At 50.4% G+C, this 18,097-nt stretch carries 17 protein-coding genes and 1 tRNA gene; 7 read left to right on the forward strand and 11 right to left on the reverse strand.

Annotated elements, in window-relative coordinates; translation table 11 throughout:
- Positions 1–20: 20 nt before the first annotated feature.
- The 10 genes from EKK48_21935 to EKK48_21980 form a co-directional block, all read right to left on the reverse strand.
- Positions 21–1,037, reverse strand: coding sequence for an NAD(P)-dependent glycerol-3-phosphate dehydrogenase (locus EKK48_21935; protein RTL37964.1), 1,017 nt, complete (start codon positions 1,035–1,037; stop codon positions 21–23).
- A 179-nt stretch (positions 1,038–1,216) separates the two neighbouring features.
- Positions 1,217–2,878, reverse strand: coding sequence for a response regulator (locus tag EKK48_21940; GenBank protein RTL37965.1), 1,662 nt, complete (start codon positions 2,876–2,878; stop codon positions 1,217–1,219).
- A gap of 8 nt (positions 2,879–2,886) precedes the next feature.
- The gene (locus tag EKK48_21945; protein ID RTL37966.1) at positions 2,887–3,252 is read right to left on the reverse strand and encodes a response regulator; all 366 of its coding nucleotides are present in this window, start codon (positions 3,250–3,252) and stop codon (positions 2,887–2,889) included.
- A gap of 50 nt (positions 3,253–3,302) precedes the next feature.
- A complete protein-coding gene (locus tag EKK48_21950) occupies positions 3,303–3,704 on the reverse strand; it encodes a response regulator (GenBank protein ID RTL37967.1) in 402 nt (133 codons plus the stop codon).
- Positions 3,705–3,829: 125 nt separating this feature from the next.
- Positions 3,830–6,196 (reverse strand): PAS domain S-box protein, encoded by a 2,367-nt coding sequence (locus tag EKK48_21955; GenBank protein RTL37968.1) that lies wholly within the window; start codon positions 6,194–6,196, stop codon positions 3,830–3,832.
- A 22-nt stretch (positions 6,197–6,218) separates the two neighbouring features.
- Entirely contained in the window at positions 6,219–7,013 is a 795-nt protein-coding gene (locus tag EKK48_21960) for a hypothetical protein (protein RTL37969.1), read from the reverse strand.
- A 421-nt stretch (positions 7,014–7,434) separates the two neighbouring features.
- Positions 7,435–9,261 (reverse strand): ABC transporter ATP-binding protein, encoded by a 1,827-nt coding sequence (locus EKK48_21965; GenBank protein RTL37970.1) that lies wholly within the window; start codon positions 9,259–9,261, stop codon positions 7,435–7,437.
- A 122-nt stretch (positions 9,262–9,383) separates the two neighbouring features.
- Positions 9,384–10,331: an ABC transporter permease gene (locus EKK48_21970; GenBank protein RTL37971.1), complete on the reverse strand. Its 948-nt coding sequence runs from the start codon at positions 10,329–10,331 to the stop codon at positions 9,384–9,386.
- Position 10,332: 1 nt separating this feature from the next.
- Positions 10,333–11,250 carry an ABC transporter permease gene (locus tag EKK48_21975; GenBank protein RTL37972.1) on the reverse strand — a complete coding sequence of 306 codons (918 nt, stop codon included), beginning with the start codon at positions 11,248–11,250 and terminating at the stop codon, positions 10,333–10,335.
- Positions 11,251–11,267: 17 nt separating this feature from the next.
- Positions 11,268–12,866: a peptide ABC transporter substrate-binding protein gene (locus EKK48_21980; GenBank protein RTL37973.1), complete on the reverse strand. Its 1,599-nt coding sequence runs from the start codon at positions 12,864–12,866 to the stop codon at positions 11,268–11,270.
- A gap of 271 nt (positions 12,867–13,137) precedes the next feature.
- Here EKK48_21980 and rpmG point away from each other — a divergent pair, with 271 nt between their 5' ends.
- The 6 genes from rpmG (at position 13,138) to EKK48_22010 (ending at position 15,939) form a co-directional block, all read left to right on the forward strand.
- On the forward strand, positions 13,138–13,305 hold the full coding sequence (gene rpmG / locus EKK48_21985; GenBank protein ID RTL37974.1) for a 50S ribosomal protein L33: 168 nt from the start codon (positions 13,138–13,140) through the stop codon (positions 13,303–13,305).
- Between the two features lie 105 nt (positions 13,306–13,410).
- Positions 13,411–13,481: transfer RNA gene (locus EKK48_21990), tRNA-Trp, on the forward strand.
- 106 nt (positions 13,482–13,587) lie between these two features.
- Complete coding sequence (gene secE, locus EKK48_21995; GenBank protein RTL37975.1) at positions 13,588–14,040, forward strand: preprotein translocase subunit SecE; 453 nt, start codon at positions 13,588–13,590, stop codon at positions 14,038–14,040.
- 84 nt (positions 14,041–14,124) lie between these two features.
- Positions 14,125–14,685, forward strand: coding sequence for a transcription termination/antitermination factor NusG (nusG, locus tag EKK48_22000; GenBank protein RTL37976.1), 561 nt, complete (start codon positions 14,125–14,127; stop codon positions 14,683–14,685).
- Positions 14,686–14,754: 69 nt separating this feature from the next.
- Positions 14,755–15,177, forward strand: a complete 423-nt coding sequence (rplK, locus tag EKK48_22005; protein RTL37977.1) for a 50S ribosomal protein L11 — start codon at positions 14,755–14,757, stop codon at positions 15,175–15,177.
- A 36-nt stretch (positions 15,178–15,213) separates the two neighbouring features.
- Entirely contained in the window at positions 15,214–15,939 is a 726-nt protein-coding gene (locus EKK48_22010) for a 50S ribosomal protein L1 (protein RTL37978.1), read from the forward strand.
- 273 nt (positions 15,940–16,212) lie between these two features.
- Here EKK48_22010 and EKK48_22015 read toward each other — a convergent pair whose 3' ends face one another.
- Complete coding sequence (locus tag EKK48_22015) at positions 16,213–16,704, reverse strand: pilus assembly protein (protein ID RTL37979.1); 492 nt, start codon at positions 16,702–16,704, stop codon at positions 16,213–16,215.
- 234 nt (positions 16,705–16,938) lie between these two features.
- Between EKK48_22015 and EKK48_22020 the strand changes: the two genes are divergently transcribed.
- Positions 16,939–18,096: a serine/threonine protein kinase gene (locus tag EKK48_22020; GenBank protein ID RTL37980.1), complete on the forward strand. Its 1,158-nt coding sequence runs from the start codon at positions 16,939–16,941 to the stop codon at positions 18,094–18,096.
- Position 18,097 lies beyond the last annotated feature (1 nt).

Consider the following 18,097-nt stretch of genomic DNA (forward strand, 5'->3'; position numbering starts at 1 on the left):
GCTTCGCCACTTTCAGTCTCCTAATACTCGCTGGATGGGGGTCTACCCATCAGCGTCATTATCGCCCCTTTGGGCGTCGTTTTACCTTTCAAAGCGGCATCGACTTGTTCTGCAATGGGCAGTTCCAGTCCCAACCGTTTAGAAAGTTCACAAACCGCCTCGGCAGTGGGCACTCCTTCAGCAATTGCTTCCAATCCTGTCAGCACTTCTTCTAATTTTTTACCCTGTGCAAACTCCATTCCCAACCGATAATTTCGGCTGCTTGGACCGTCACATGTGGCAAAAAGGTCTCCCATTCCAGCCAATCCAGACAGAGTTGCCGGTCGCGCGCCGAGACGCACGGCTAATCTTGTCATCTCTGCCAGTCCACGCGTCAAAAGCGCCGCCTTAGCATTGCTGCCAAGGTGCAATCCGTCAGAAGCCCCTGCCGCGATGGCGATGACATTCTTTAATGTGCCACCGAGCTCAACGCCAATTAAGTCGTCGTTGGAGTAAACACGAAAACCAGGCAGACTGACAACCTTCTGGACGTCCAGGGCAACACCGATATTGGAGCAGGCGATCACAGAGGCAGTCGGCAGCCCGAGCAGAATTTCGGCGGCGAGATTAGGTCCCGAAAGTGAACATACAGGCAGATCCGGTATTACATCCGAAATTACTTCCGACATTCGCTTCAATGTGGAAAGTTCAAGACCCTTTACAGCGCTGACAATGACGCTGCCCTTGCTGGAGGCGAGAATAGGCTTGAGCCTTTCCGCGAGACTTCTTGTCGACTGTGAGGTGCAGCAAAAGAGAATGACATCCGCATCAGCAACCGTTTCGCATAGATCGCTTGAGGCAACAACTTGATGAGGAATTTCGATTTTGAGCGGTCGTTCGATTAAATGAGTGGAATTGATGCGCTCAGCTTTGGCCGCGTCCTGAGTCCATAAACGTACATTGCGTCCGGCATTTGCCAGTAACCAACTGAGAGTAGAGCCCCAGCTACCCGCGCCAAGCACGGCAACATTGTTCATTTTTGCCGACTCGCTATACATGAATGTTGCATAAGTGGATGTATTTTACACCAGCGTTTTGGTCTGATGTTGCGCCGATAACTTCAGCTTCACAGAAAGAATCTCAATAAATTCAAGACTTAAATGAGGAGTTCGTGAACAGTGTGACTCTTTTCATCATTGAAAGACGAAAACGCCACTATATGTGGTGGCGGCACGACTTACGTTATCGGGTCGGCTTTTATAAACTGATTGCCTTTGACAGCCATGGCGCAATTCTTTCCGGCTTGCTTAGCGGCATTGAGAGCACTGAAGGCAGATTGCACCCAGCGCTCCAGGTCCATTGTCTTGGAATCAAGCACGCTGATACCGGCACTGGCAGAGGCGAAGAAGCCGGCATGGAGCGGCGTAGAGTGCGCCGTAGAAGCAAAGTCAGCCAGCAGCCGAGCAGCCAGATTGAGCGCTTCTTCCTCATCAATTCCTTCGGCGATAATGCCTAACTCATCGCCTCCATAACGACCGATGATGTCGCTTTGCCTGAGGCGTTTGCGCAAGAGAAGAGAAAGTGCGACAAGCACCTTGTCGCCACCCGGATATCCGTGTCGTTCATTGATATGACGGAAATTGTCGATATCAATAAGAATCAAAGCAGTGAAATTGCCCTTGCGCTTTTGCTGCGCAATCGTCACCTGCGCCTGTTCCATAAATGATGAGTGATTGAGGAGATTCGTCAAACCATCTTTATGCAAGAGAGTTTGCAGAAATCTCGAACGCTCCAATCGAGCCGATACGCTCGAAAGCAAGAGAGCCGGCGGCACGGGCTTGACCAGATGGTCGTCACCACCAGAACGCGCCGCTTCGATGCGCGCTTCAATATTTCCTTGAGTGGTCAAAAATATGACAGGCAGTGTGGCATGTCGCTCGTCTTGTCGCAAATATCTAGCCAACTCATAACCGGTCATGCCAGGCAGCATCACATCTAACAACACGAGATCGGGATTGAAGGACGAAATAAACGAATCGAAGTTTTTCGGATCAGTGCAAGTGCGCACTTGATAGCCGGCTGATTCCAGGAAAGCGCGAATAAATGCCGCTTGATCGGGATCATCTTCGACCGACAAAATTCTTGGCGCTTCCTGCCTGCGCTTATCGAGAAGATAGCGCATACGTCGCAACATAGCCTTCATATCGACGGGCTTTTCAAAGTGCGCATCAGCACCGCAGTGGATGGAGCGAACTTTGTCTAGAAACCCTGTCTGCTTGCTGACAATAATAATTGCGATATCGTCGCCACCGGGCAAAGTGCGCACGTGTTCAACGAGTTCGTATGCGTCACCGTCAGGAAGCGGAATCTCCACGATCAGGCCGTCGGGCATATCACGAACGACTTCATTGATGCCGGCAGCCATGCTGCGCGCAGTGCGGAAGGTCATGCCGCCTTCTTCAACCAGTTTGCACAGAAGCGAAAGATCTGATTGATTCTCATCAACAATGACAATCTCTGAGCGCCCTTTGCCGCGACCGCCGCTGCCTAAATTCGTCGTCTCAGCCGCCTCATCATTGGTCGAAAACTCATTGGCAAGGGCGTTGAGCAACGCTTTCAACTTATCCACATCGGCACGAGGAGGACGCGATGTATCCCGCAACAAGGCATTGCAGTAATCCTCGCCTTCCGAGCCCATCGACGAAACAGCCGGGTAACCGTACATGCTGCCGGACCCAGCCAACCAGTGGAACTGGCGGCTCAACTGTTCGATCACCTCAGCATTAGACGGATTCTGAGAGAGAGACGAAACCATCTCGATTATCTTGCCGATACGTTCTGAAGAACGTCGGATATATTGCTCTTTAAGTTGACCGAAAGTTTGAGACCAGGCCTGCATCGTGTAGCTCAGCCCTCGAGAATTGCTTTCACTTGGTTCGCGAGAATGGTCGGGTCGAACGGCTTGGTGAGCACGCCGATAGCGCCCATGCGTTTTAATCTTTCAATCTCGCTGGTCATCGCTTTTGCGGTCAAGAAAATGACCGGAATGTCTTTAGTGCCGGCATTAGCCTGCAGCGCTTCCAGCGTCTCTGAACCGTCCATAACAGGCATCATCATGTCAAGCAAGATGACATCAGGTCTTTCAGCCGCAGCTTTGGAGATACCGTCAGCGCCGCTATCAGCTTCCAGGACTTCCAGACCGCCCAGAATGCTCAAACTCATGCTGGCTATCGATCTGGTGTCTTCTTCATCGTCGATGATGAGAACTTTCATTGTCCGCTCCTTAATTGTCTTCAGAACTACGATATACCCGCCAACGCGATCTAATCGTTCGACCTGGCCCGTGGTTCAGGCATAGGAATAGTCTTCAATATATCTGTTATTTGCTCGGTCAAAGTGGTTGGGTCAAAGGGCTTGGTCAAAACGGCAAGAGCGCCCAATTGTTTTAAATTGTCGAACTCTTCGAATCTTCCTTTTACGGTCAGGAATATGACAGGGATGCGCTCAGTAGCTGGATTTTTGCGCAAATTCGTCAGGGTCTGGGTTCCATCCATTTCAGGCATGAGCAAATCGAGAATAATGACGTCAGGTTGTTCATCGGCGGCCTTCTGCAATCCTTCTCTGCCGCTCGATGCTTCAATCACATCCGCACCGCCAAGCAATCCCAGACACATACTGGCGATACTGCGGGTGTCCTCTTCATCATCGATCACGAGAATCTTCATATTGGCTACCTTATGGGTTCAAGTCGGGCAGCTCGCTGCTCTCCTCGGACCAATCGTATTAAAGCTAGCTGATCTTATCCGAATTTCGGCGTGAGCAGCAAGCTGCTTGGCATGCTGATTGGTGTTTATCCGAACATTTTTTCTTCCGGTTTGAGAGGCGGTTTCGCGGCTGCGACGGGCATCGGCATAGGTTGACCAGAAGCTGACGCTTGCAAAGTCTGAGGCTGAGCGCTACCCGGCTGAGCCGGTGCTCCTTTGGCCGCGGCACCTTGACCGCCGCCCGCTCCTGCTGCACCTGCCTGCGGTGGTATCTTGAACCAGAAAATACTGCCCTTACCTTCCTCACTCTCAACGCCGATGGTGCCACCATGCGCTTCGATGATGCCCTTACAAATTGCCAAACCAAGCCCCGTACCACCCTTCTTGCGAGCGTCGGAAGCCTCGACTTGCTGGAATCGTTGGAAAAGCAGATTCTTGTATTTCGGCGGAATACCTCGACCTCTGTCGATCACTTTCACTTCCACCCAGTTTGGAATTTCGGAAACTGCCACAGTCACTGTCTGCCCCTTGGGCGAGAACTTGACGGCGTTGGAGACGAGATTGACGATTACCTGCACCAGACGATCGCCATCTGCATAAACACTGGCATTGGTATGAATCATCTCTAGCTTGATACCGTTTTGTTCGGCAAAAGCGCGAACCGCTTCCGCTGATCGATCGAGCACATTGCTCATCTGAACCGTATCGAAGACCATGTCCAACTTTCCAGATTCCAACTTCTCTATGTCGAGAATGTCGTTGATCAACGTAATCAAACGAATCGTGTTGCGCTCTGCTATCGATACTACTTTCTTGGCTTGTTCAGGCAAGCTGCCCAGCGCGCCGACCGACAAGAGGGTGAGCGAACCGCGGATGGAAGTGAGCGGAGTACGCAGTTCGTGGCTGACTGTGGAGACGAACTCCTTCTTCAAGCGTTCGACTTCGCGGCGTTCCGACACATCCAGAATGTTTGCCAGATATCTGTAACCGTCGGCAGTTTCAAATTCACTCAATGAAATCTCAATGGGGAAATCTTCACCGCTCTTCTTCAAGGCATCCAATTCTCCGATTCTGTTTAGCGCTCGGGAGAAGAGGTTTTCCATGAAATTATGAGTATCGGTCTGACTGCGCTCGCTGAACAACTTAGAGTCGTTGAAAAGACAGAGCAGATGGCGCCCGACGATTTCTTCAGCAGCGAAACCGAACATTCGTTCACTGGCCGGATTGATCGACTCGATGATACCGTCCTTGGTGATGATGATCAAACCAACCAGCATGTTTTCGATGATCGTGCGAATTCTCTTTTCAGAAGCCTTGGTTGCTTCTTCAACAGCTTTTCTGACCGAAATGTCGTGAGCAACGCAGAACATGGAGCGCTCCGCTTCAGACCAGTACGTTGACCAGAGAACGGTGACGATTGAACCGTCTTTGCGGCGAGTGCGATTTTCGAACTCAGTGTTACCCTTTTCTGCACGAACAGCGCGGACGGCGCGAATAGTCTCCTGGTGGTCTTCAGGAATGACCAATTCGATGAATCTTCTGCCCATCAACTCATCAGGACGGTAGCCCCAGATGGTATTACAGGCGGGGCTGACGGCGACAAACTTTCCATCAACGTCAATGGAACAAATGACGTCTGCCGAGTTTTCGATAACTGCTCGTTCTTTTCGGCTGGCTTCATTCAAAGCCTCAGCCATACTATGGAATACGCCGTCCAGGTGGGCGATTTCGTCGGTACCGGCTAGTGGCGGATTAAGAGGCTCGGCTCGGGCCAACCTGATTGAGTTGTCGGTTAGCACATTCAGACGTCGGCTAATGCCTCGACTGAAGTAAAGCGCCAGCGCTACTGCTATCAAGAAATTGAGCAAGACACCGATGACCAGGTAAATCTTAACCATGGCACGGTTGCGATTCTGCGCTTCAGGTCCTTCGCTTTCGATTTTTCTTTCGTCTTCAGTCAGTCCACGCAGTTCGTCTTGCAATCGGTCTGCAAGTGAACGAATTTCCTTATACATGTGGCGCGCTCGAAATTGAGCCACGTCAACGCGATTGTCGTCGATAGCCGATTTAGCTTCACCGAGGATTTTCAAACCGGTGACCGTGATCACCTGGAGGTTTTGCAAAATCTGCTGCTGCCTTGCGTTATCGCCGACGAGATTTTTCAACTCATCCAGATCTTGAGGAATCTGCCGCACGATTTTGTCATATCTGTCACTGAACAGTGGGCTCTTAGTGATGGAGTAACCACCCATCGCTACGCCCGCATCATAGAACAGCTTGGACAGTGTGTTAGCCTGCGAAATAATTGCTTTTGAACGAACCTGCCGCTGCACTTCGATTTCAGCCTGGCGTAACAGATATGTCAAAGTCGCCAAAAAGATGACTTCGAAAATTAGCGGCACGGCGACTAAGATCAGTCCTTTATGTGATAATTTGAGGTTTAATCGCATCACGGTTCTGATCTACTCTCGAAGGTCACTTGTGTTGTGTTTTCTTATACGCGTCGAGCAATTTGCTCAATGCGTCAGTGCCACCACCTGCGGCGGCGGGTTGCTGCGCCGGTCTGGCAGCAGGAGCTGCAGTCGGCTGCGGTGAATATTGCTGTTGCGGGCTTGGAGAAGGCGATTCCAAGCCACCTCCCATCTCTCTGCTCATGTCTTCAATCATCTGTTTCTGTTCATCGTTCATCATTACTTCAGCGTCGCTTTGAACTAACTTATAACCGCCAGGACACTGAAAATAAGTTGGTGGAATTGGAGTTGCTTGCATTCTGTATGTCTCAAGCATGCGCTTGGGACCTTTTGCATCAGTGTATTCAAGACGCAGAGGCACATACTGAGTCGTAGGCAAGCCATATGCAGATGCCAGCAAATCACCAAGGCGAGCAGGCACCGTAATTTCGTCTGAGACCCAATAATCGGCGGCTGAAACTGTTGACGTCTTAGGCTTACCATTCGAACCCATGCGGGTGATCGGTCCGCCTCCACGCATGACAAACTGTGTCGCTCTCATTCCAGCTATTGTGTTCGATTGACCACGAGCCCACTGCCGGTTGGCCAGGTCGCTCGTCAAACCGCGCTGAGCGAGTGTGCGTTTGTAGCTGTCTAAAGTTGTCTGATAGTAGCACCGCGTCTTGTCATTGAACATGACGATATTCCAGTCTGGTGCTTTCGTGACCATGGCGAATCCGGCTTTCGGATTAACGCACTTCAAGCCAGAAGGGCTTATATACAAGTACTGATCGCCCAACGTCGAACTCTTCTGGGTCAAGACCCATCCTCTGTCGTCAGCGGAGACAGAGGAGACCGATAATCCGAAAAATACAACAGCCAGCCAGACAGCCCAAAAACCGCTCCCCGGCTTCGTTTGCGGCACAGTGTCTGATATTCGAGAAAAGAGCACGCTGAACAATACCCCCTGAGGTCGACCCTCCGCTAATTCTTTACCCTATGTAGGCAAATCGGAAACGAATTAACTCCATTTCGCAGTGTGGGACTGAAAGCGACCAGAGACTGCCCGACAAGCGACCCGCCACTGTCTGGAGAATAGCCGATTTCAGTCTGTTTCGCCGGGTAAGAGTGGCGAATGTCGGACCGGATGCTGAATGGTGGATTGGATTCCGAGTGGCGGACTGGATGCTGAATGGTGGATTGGATTCCGAATGGCGGACCGGATCTGCCCGTCTCAGGACCTAACTCGCCGAAGGCTCCAGGGCCGCTTTCGCTTCTAGCTCTTCCCAGCGTTCAAACAACCTTGACAGCTCCTGCTGAGCGCTCTCTACATTCTTAGAAATTTCATTGAGCTTGGCGTAGTTACTCGCTACATGGGGCTTTTCCATTTCTGCATGCAAGTTTTTGATGCTCTGCTCTGCCTGCTCTATTTTGTCGGCGATGCCAGCCAGTTCACGTTTCTCAGCCGTGGTCATACCAGAGCGAGCTCTGTCTTTTGTTCTGGTCGGTTTGCGATCGTCGACCGGGGAAGACCTGCGTTCAGCTTTTGCCAGTCTCTGCAATGCCTCTTCGCACTGCTCATAGTCGGCAAAATATCGCGCCTCACCGGTTCCATCGAGAGCCAGGATCTGAGATGACACCGTATCCAGCATCATTCGATCATGCGTTACCAGAATTACAGCGCCTGGAAAATCTTCCAGACTCTCTTCCAGAACCTCAAGAGAACCAATGTCGAGATCATTGGTTGGTTCGTCGAGAATGAGCACGTCTGCTGTTTTCAGCATCAGGTTAGCAATTAAGATGCGAGCTTTTTCCCCACCCGAAAGATAACTAATTGGCAGAGGTAGCTGCTCTGTGCGGAAGAGGAATTTTTTAGCCCATGTGGAAACATGCATATTTCTTCCGCGATACAAAACGGTGTCACCGTCTGCACTCAAAGCTTGCTTGAGCGTTTTTGTCTCGTCCAGTTGTTCTCGGTTTTGATCGAACCAGACAATTTGCAACTGATCGGCACGTTTGATCGTGCCACTATCAGGCTCTAGTTGACCGACTAGCATCTTCAGCAAAGTGGTTTTGCCGCTGCCGTTACGCCCGACCAGACCGAGTTTGGTACCAGTCGTCAAAAGAATATCGACTCCCGAAAACAGTGTTCTGTCACCGAACCTTTTGGTCAACGCTTTGGCTGAGATAAGCTCTTTTGTTTTCCTGCCGGACGCATCAAACCCGATCTCGATAGGCGCATTGAGAGCATTGCGTTGTTTGACTTCAGCAAGATCTTCAATCAACTTGCCGGCGTCGGCGATTCGCCCTTTAGCCTTGGTCTGCCGAGCTCGCGCACCACGCTGCAGCCAGGCAATTTCACGACGCACCTTGCTTGCCAGTGCTTGCTGTTGATGAAGTTGCGCATTCAATCGCTCTTCACGAGAAATCAAAAATTCGCTGTAGTTACCGTTGATGCTCAGGCACCCCTCCGGATAAGTAGGATTCAACTCGATCATCCGGTTGGCTATAGCTTCAAGAAAGGCGCGATCATGACTGACGACTACAAAAGTGGCAGACAGTGACTTGAGTAAATTTTCCAGCCACAGAACACCTTCGAGATCGAGATGGTTTGTCGGTTCGTCTAGCAGCAACAAATCCGGTTCTTGCACGAGAGCACAGGCAAGAGCGAGACGCTTACGCCATCCCCCCGAAAGCGAGCTGGTCTTTGCTTGTCGGTCTGGAAATCCCATCTGAGTGAGAGTGGTATCAATATTGGCAGCCTTTTGATACTCTTCAAACGGAGCCAGCTCAGCGGCTTGCGCCACAATTTTCTCGACAGTGGCATCAGGGTCGAAATTCTCAGACTGCTTCACGTAAGCGACGCGCAGATTTTTCCGCGCTACAACAGCGCCTTCGTCAGGCTGAATTTCGCCGGACAAAATCTTCATCAATGTCGACTTGCCAGCTCCGTTTGGACCAATCAAGCCGATTTTCTGATCGTCTTCGATGCCGAAAGTGATGTTTTGAAATAGCGGCCGCGAACTGTACGACTTTCCAATTGATTGGCAGCTAACGAGTATTCCCACCTTGCAGTCTCCTCAGGTGCAAGCATGATAGCGCGAGTCTAACCTCGAATAACAGCAATCGCGCCCAATCTTCACGTCACTCAAAATTCATTGGCCCAAAATTCGTCATGCTCGCCTGTTCTTTATTCTTTGGCGACCAACTCTGCTTCAGCTTCACCGTCGGACTTCTCCGCCACCTCTTCTGGGTCCTGCACAATTTTTCCGTAATTAAACAACCTTGTGCGAGGGTCAAGCGCATCTCGAAGTCCATCGCCGAGAAAGTTGAAAGACAGAACAGTCATGAAGATGAAGAAACTGGGACAGAGAATCAAGTGCGGATGCCCGCGCAATGAGCGCCAGCCATCGCTGGCGAGAGTGCCCCAACTGCAAGCCGGGGGCGACAAACCGAGCCCGATAAAGCTCAGAGTTGATTCGGAGAGAATTGCCGATGGCACTGTAAATGTCAGCGCCACGATGATCGGACCCATCGCATTTGGCAAGAGATGCTTCCAGACGATTAACAAACTACTTTGACCGGCAGCACGAGCGGCTTCGATAAACTCTTCGTGCTGCAACTGCAAAAACTGAGCCCGCACCAGACGAGCTGTGCCCATCCAGCTTACAAGCCCAAGAGCAATAAGTATGCCGGAAGTGCCGCGACCTATAAGGACGCCAATTAAAATCATCACCAACAAATCGGGCAAAGCGTAAGCGATATCCACACCACGCATGAGGAGATTATCAATTTTCCCGCCTGCGAATCCTGCTGTAGCCCCATATATGGTGCCAATAAAAAAGGCGATCAAGGCAGTTGTCACGCCAATACTGATGGAGAGCTGGGAACCGTAAATAATGCGACTGAACAGGTCACGCCCCAGTTCGTCAGTACCCATCAAATGCTGGGCCGAAGGTGGCGCCAACAGGTCAGCCGTCGTCTGCGAATAAGTGTAAGGCGAGAGTGGAACTCCGAGACCTGACAACAATGCGATTAAACAGATAAAGGCGATAATCCAGAACGCAGCATATGCAGTTGGAATTCGAGTCAACCGATACCAGATGTATTTGAATCCAACTTTGTCTTGCGAAGACATGCTAGCTCACCTGCATTCGTGGGTCGAGAATCAAATAGACAATATCTACGATAGTGTTCGAGATAATCAAAAGCACCGCGAAAACAAGCGTTGTGCCCATGATCAAGTCGTAATCGCGATTGCTCACAGCGGTGATGAAAAAACGGCCCATGCCGGGAATGGCGTACATGAATTCAACGACGAATGAACCCGTTACGAGAATTGCCGTTAAGGGTCCAAGCACGGTGGCGATAGGCACAAGGGCATTGCGCAGCACATGTTTGACTACAGTCTTGTCGGCAGACAGCCCTTTCGAACGAGCTGTGCGCACCCAGTCTTTTTCCAAAATTTCAAGCACGCTCGCTCTCGTCAACCGCGCCAGGTAAGCAGCGGGACTGACAGCCAGTGTGAGCGCCGGCAATATCATGTGTCGAGGCGATTCCCACAGAGCAACCGGCAATATTTTCAGCCAGATGCCGAATATGAAAATAAGCAGAGCACCGATGACGAATCCCGGCACTGAGATGCCCGCCGTCGAAAGAAACATAGCGGCGAAATCGGCAGCCGATCCTCTTTTCACAGCAGCTATGGTGCCGAGCGGCACTCCGAAACATATGGCTAGCAGTAACCCGGCTCCGCCCAGTTGCAATGAGACAGGGAAGGCATCAGACAAAATATCGTTGACTGTCCGGCCAACATATTTATACGAAATTCCCAGGTCGCCATGCGCCAGACGCTCCATGTAGAACATGTATTGCTCAGGCACAGGTCTGTCGAGATGGTACTTAGCTTTCAGGTTCGCCACTATTTCTGGTGGCAGCGCTTTGTCACCTTCGAATGGACCGCCCGGCACGATGCGCACCAGCACGAAAGTTATTGAAGCAACAATCCATAAAACTGGGATAGCCAGCAGTACTCGTTTAACGATCAGACTAATCATGAATTATCGCCAGGCTCCTAAGGTTCAATGCTCACTCCTTTGTAGAACTGAATATCAAGCGCGTTAAACTTCAACCCTTTCACCCACGGCTTAACCATCGTATTTTGCGTAGCAAGATAGATAGGCGCAATCACCGACTGCTCATCACAAAGATAGTGGTCGGCACGCTCATAGAGTTTTCTGCGCTTTTCAGGATTCTGCTCTGTACCAGCCTCTTCAACTATTGAGTCGTAAGTTTTGTCGTTCCACTCTGTCGTATTGTTGCCATTGAAGGTGGTGAACAAGTTGGCAAACGTTTCCGGGTCTGGATAATCCGCGCCCCAGTTAGCCCTGAAAATAGGCGGTGGGTCCCTGTGCAGCGTCTGCAAGTAGACCTTCCATTCCTGGTTCTGCAACTCGATATCGATGCCCAGATTGCGATGCAACTGGTCTTGCAAAGCTTCAGTGACAGTCTTCACATCATCGCGATTGGGATACAACATGGTGATGCGGGGGAAATTTTTACCACCAGGAAAACCCGCTTCCGCCAACAACTTACGAGCGCCCTCGGGGTCAAACTTTTCGCCTGTTTGTGGTGAATATCCCATCAATGGTTTGGGAATCCAGCTGCTCGAAGGACGTTCTTTGCGGCGCAGGATTTTTGGAAAAACATCTCTGTCAATCGCCTTGGCAATGGCGCGGCGAACTCGCGCATCGGTGAAAGGCGGCTTGGTAACGTTGAACCCTATGTAGTTGTTTCGCAGCAGCGCTTCGTTGTGGTACTCGGGCGAATCTTTGCATCGCTCGACGTCAGGCGTCGAAAAACTTCGATTGTCGACAAAATCCAGCTCGTCATTTTCGTAAAGCGCAAAAGCCGTTGCTTGCTCGGGCACCATGAACATGCTGATTTTGTCGAGCTTTGGACGCCCCTCGAAATATTTCGGATTCGCCTCCAGCTCGATTTTGTATTCGTGTGCCCAGTGCTTGAGCATGAACGGACCGTTCGTAACTATATGCTCAGGATCGGTCCAGCGCTTACCCCACTTCTCGATCACATCTTTCCGAGCCGGGCAGCAAGGGCAAAATGCAGTCAGATATATGAAATAAGCTGCAGGTTTGACAAGCTTGACTTCGAAGGTAAAATCGTCCAGAGCCTTGATGCCGACCGCATTTGAGTCAGAAATCCTTTTGCTGTTGTATTCAAATGCGTTGACAATGGGATAGAGGAAGTAGGCGTACTGCGCGCCTGAGTTTGGGTCCAGCAAACGTTTCCAGGCATATTCAAAATCGCCCGCGACTAATTTTTTGCCATCTGTCCAGTAAACGTCGTCACGGAGATGGAAAACGTAACGCCTGCCTCCATCCAGCACATCCCAGCTTTTAGCGCAGCCCGGAGCGCAGGTGAGTTGCGGAGTGTACTGCGTCAAGCCCGTCATCAAGTTCGATACCACATCGAAAGATGTCGAGTCTGTCTCAACTTCCCAATCCAAACCAGGCGGCTCTGTGCCAATGTTTATCCGCAGCGTTCCTGGCAATGCGCCATGTTTCGCAACATTGCAAGATGTCAAAGAAATCGCCATAAGCATGACGAGGGCGGCAATCGAGGCAGATCGGATGTTTTGTCGAATTGAAATCATCGCCTCACATTTTAGTCTTGTTGACAGGTTTTCTTGGCTTTAGATATACTTGCTGCTTGACGCCTCCCCGGGAGGTCTTTTTTTTCTGCATTGTTTTTTTCAAAGAGCAAGGCGGAAAATTTGCGGACCGGTGAGGGGTTACAGGATTTCGCAACAGCTTGGCATCACAAACTGAGCCAGAGAGAACCTGAAACCTTAATCGTTTGGGTGGAAGTTTCTAAAATCTGCGAATTTTTGGCACGATAAAAAGAAACAAGTAGGAGTTAGGAAGTTGGCCAAGAAAGACGACCGAGTCATCATCACGTTAGCTTGTGGCGAGTGCAAAAGACGCAACTACACCACTATGAAAAACAAGAAGAATGATCCGGACAGGCTCAACATCAAGAAGTACTGCCGCCATTGCAGAACTCATCTTGAACACAAAGAGACCAAGAAGTAGTCTGTGCCTGCCTTGCATGTGGGCCAATCAGACGACTCTGGCAATGGACTGCTCTCACGGGCAGATAGAGCTTTTCGCGAATGCGAAGCTTGGAGAGACGAAAGGGCGCCATTAGTTTAACGGTAGAACGAAGGTCTCCAAAACCTTTGGTGAGAGTTCGATTCTTTCATGGCGCGAATTATTTACCAGTCCACAAGCACTAGCAGCACCACTGCGCCGGGCTATTCGCGGAATCCAAGTAGACAGTGGCTGAGTCGCAACCAGGGACAAGAGCAAATATAGATGGCGATCAAGCGTAATAAGGAATCTCCGAGCGGTCAACCAAAAGACCCGACGAAACCGCCGAAGATCGTAATTAACGACCCGGCAGCTGAATCGCCTGCGCCACCTCCCCCACCAGAGCCACCATCAATCAAGCCTCCTACAGACGGCGGCAGTGGATCAGGCGGCGGGTCAAGCAGCGGCGGTGGCGGCGCTTCCAAGAAGGGCAAAGCCGAGAAGAAGGGCAACCCGATCGCCGAAGCGCAACAATTCCTGCACGAAGTAATCATCGAATTTAGAAAGATCACCTGGCCTGAAAAAAGTCAGGTGTTGAGAGAGACCTGGAGTGTCCTCTTCTTAGTAGCTGTAATCACCTTGATGGTGCTTGGCTTCGACTGGGTTCTTGGCAATTTAGTCTTTGGACCACTGGAGCACTTTGCACGATTGCACGGTGGTGGAATAGGCGCCAGGTAACCCCATGGTAGCCGGCAGACAGGCTGCCAGGCGATCGCAAGATGCAGGCAATGTGAGACACCGAGGATAGGACACACAACAAAAATGGCTTTTATCAAAACTGACGGGATACGGCGCTGGTATGCGGTGCAAACTGCTTCCGGTCACGAAAACAAAGTAAAAGAGCACATTGAAAAGCGCATCGTCACTATGGGCGCTCAAGATCGAATCTTCGGCGTTATCGTTCCCGAAAAAATGGTGAGCAAGGTCAAAGATGGCAAACGCGTCGAAAAGAAAGAGCGCGAATATCCCGGCTACGTTTTTGTTGAAATGATTTTGGACGACGACTCATGGCGAGTCGTACGCGAAGCACCGGGCGTTACGAAGTATGTCGGAGCAGGCAAGAAACCGATTCCAGTACAAGACTCGGAAATTCGCCAGATTCTCAGACGTCAGATGGCAGTATCTGGAATCAAAGGCAAGAAGCAAGCAGTTATCGATGTCAAGGTCGGCGATTACGTCAGAATTACTGGCGGTCCTTTCGCAGACTTTACAGGCGAAGTAACAGAAGTGAACATGGAGCGCGAGCGCATCAAGGCTTCTGTAATCATCTTCGGACGGGCAACACCTGTAGAACTTGAGTTCAACCAGGTTATAAAAGTGTAAATGTGGTGGACGCTAGCCCGAAACTACCATAAGATCATAGGTTCCGCATATCTATAGGACTCGAGCACCGTGAAAAAGGCTGTTGGCAAAGTTAAGTTGCAAATTCAGGCTGGTAAAGCCAATCCCGCACCACCTATTGGACCGGCGCTTGGTCAGCATGGCGTCAACATCATGCAGTTCTGCAAGGAATATAACGCCAAGACCCAAGACAAAGCCGGCACCGTAATACCTGTAGAAATCACAATCTACGAAGACAGATCGTTTGACTTCATTCTCAAGACGCCTCCAGCGTCTGAATTGTTGAAGAAAGCAGCCAATATCGAAAAAGGCTCTGCTGCTCCAAACAAGACGAAAGTCGGCACGATCAGCAAAGCAAAAATTACTGAAATCGCAAAAATCAAAATGCCCGATCTGAACGCCACCACTCTTGAAGCGGCGGAAAAGATGGTTGCAGGAACCGCCCGCAACATGGGTCTGAACGTACAAGACTAGGACTGACCACTAACTGACCACTAAGGAATTTCGAAAATGGCTAAAGCTACTAAGCGTCAAACCACGCTTTCAAAAGTCAGAGAAGAGAACCGCACACCTCTTACCGCTGAAGATGCAATCAAGCTTCTGAAGAACAAAGAGCATGCAGTCAAGTTTGACGAAACCGTCGAAGTTCATTTCCGCCTGGGCGTCAACCCCAAGCAGAATGACCAACAGATTCGTTCAACTGTGAACCTTCCTGGTGGTACCGGTAAAGAAGTAAGAGTGGCTGTTGTAGCCAAAGGCGAGAAGCTCGCTGAAGCAACCGCTGCCGGAGCTGACGTTGTCGGCGCTGAAGACCTCGTTGCAAAAATCGGCGATGGCTTCCTTGAATTCGACAAGCTCGTTGCTACTCCAGACGCAATGGCAATGTTGTCAAAAATGGGTAAGGTACTCGGTCCTCGTGGCTTGATGCCAAACCCCAAAGACGGCACAGTTACCTTTGAAGTCGGCAAGACAATCAAAGAATTGAAAGCCGGAAAAGTATCATTCCGTACAGAAAAAGATGGCGGATTGGTGCAGATGGCAATCGGCAAGTTGTCATTCGAAGATGACAGATTGCTGAAAAACCTGGCTGCAGTTGTCGACCAAGTCAACAAAGTCAAACCAGCAACCGTTAAGGGCACCTACATGAAGTCAGTCTTCCTCAGCTCCACAATGGGACCAGGACTGAAACTTGATGTAAACCGCTTGCAAGACCTGGCCAAATATCTGCACGCTTAGTTCGCAATAGCGAGTACATAAAGCATTTAAAGACGGGCTTCTGCCCGTCTTTTTGTTTTGGAGTCCGTAGCCAACCGATATCGGTTTACAAAATCTGAGTCCACAGCCAACCGATATCGGTTTACAAAAATCTGAGTCCACAGCCAACCGATATCGGTTTACAAAAATCTGAGTCCACAGCCAACCGATATCGGTTTGCAAAAATCTGAGTCCACAGCCAACCGATATCGGTTTACAAAAGGCCTGTAAAACCAGAGAGATTGTCCGAACTAGCTAAGGTGATGCCGTTGCACTGTTGGGTACGACGTATGTAATCGGAAAGCTTTGCTGTGAACGGAATTTCAACGGAGACTGTCCGTTGTATGCAGCCTGCACCACAAACGGTCTGACTTCGACTTCGGTTTGGACCGTGACCGTGCCATTGAGGGCTCCACCGTACGGTTTCAAAGCATCTGCTTGCGCTTGAGAGACGGTGCTCAGCGGCGGATCGGTAATTAGTTTGAAATTCGAGAGCATTCCCGCTGCACGGGCATTGGCTCGGGCGACAACTGCTTTGGCTCTGCTTGCCTGGTCTTGCGGGGCACCGCTGGCCGCGACACGGGCAGCCTCTCGGCAAGTGGAGTCGTTGATCTGCACGCCGATAACGATGACTGCCAGGTCGAAAACAACCAAAACGATTGGAATCAGGGCAATCAGTCCTATTGCCAACTCGACAATCGACTGACCTTTTTCACGTGTACCGCGACGCCCGCTCAATCTTGCCATGCACACTCCGGAGTCTGTAGCCCTACAGTACCTAGTTTCTCATATATTGATGGGGCTTACCGACGATCGGTTCTTTCTCGCTTTAAACATTCCCGTAACTGCAACAAATCAAACGGTAGACACGACGTAATGTGGGTACGCGCACAAACCGGTGGTTGAGCTTTATTCAATTGCCAACACAGACTATGAGTTACGTATTTTTTCGCGAAACCGAGACAGTGACGGGACAAACCATTGCTATCACGAAACACCGAGCCGCAAATCGTGTTTAGAAACGCATTAACCAGAGGATCTTCAGCTTGCGATGTGCAAGACTTCGATAATCCGCAAGAAACTACTATTGAGCCTTGTGACATTTGTGGACAAGAACTTGATGACGAGCACGCCTGCTTACAGTCGATTCCCTCGTCAGTCTTACGAGTACAAGATCCGCGCATCGGATCGATTGTCGTCGATCACTACATTCTTGAAGAATTTGTCTGTGAAAGCAGTACGAGCCTCGTATATAAGGCTCGCCATCAGCTTCTCAACTCCCATGTAGCAGTCAAAATCTCAAACAGGAGCGGACTACGAGACCCTTTCTCTGTAGTGAGAACCAGCAGAGCCGCAGTCATTGCGGTGCGCCTTGAACATCCGAACATTGTTCGCTGCATCGAATTCAGCCATGAGCCAAACCAGCAGGGCATCCTCATAATGGATTGGTGTACAGGAACTCCACTTTCGCAAGTGATCGGGAAAGAACTTGCGCTCACACCAAGGAGAGCGCTGAGCTTACTGGAAGGGCTCTGTGACGCTCTTCACTACGCACAAACACAAGGCGTAAATCACATCAATCTGCACCCTGGCGGTATTCTGATTGACAACATCAGTGGATACGAACAAGCCAAATTGCTCGATTTTGGCCTGATGAAAATGATAGCTCCGCACACTTCAGACATCGTCGAAAGCAGCGAACATTTCAAATACGCAAGCCCGGAGGAACGGTGCGGACAGCCACCCGACCAGCGCTCTATGATCTACTCGCTGGGGCTGATCTTGTTGGACATGTTAACCGGGCGTGTCGAAGCTCTAAACAACCAAAGCCCAGGCAACGCACGGTTGGAAGTACCAACGTTGCTCCAACTTCGGTCTGACATGGCAGAAGCGGCAGTAATAGACAAAATTTTGTCACGGTGCCTGGCGACCAAAGCTTCACGACGCTATCAAAATATTGACGAACTTGGACTTGCCATCAATCAGGCAAAAATAGAAGTGGATCGCATCCAACGCGCAGAGAATCTTCGTCTCACGAATTCCAAAGAGCAACGAAGCACTCTGCTCTGGGTTTTATTGCTGGCAATAATTTTCGGTATTTGCGCAGCGTGGAATACAATCGCAAGCGGACTACATTGAT

Source organism: Candidatus Melainabacteria bacterium, assembly GCA_003963305.1.
Lineage (GTDB): Bacteria > Cyanobacteriota > Vampirovibrionia > Obscuribacterales > Obscuribacteraceae > PALSA-1081.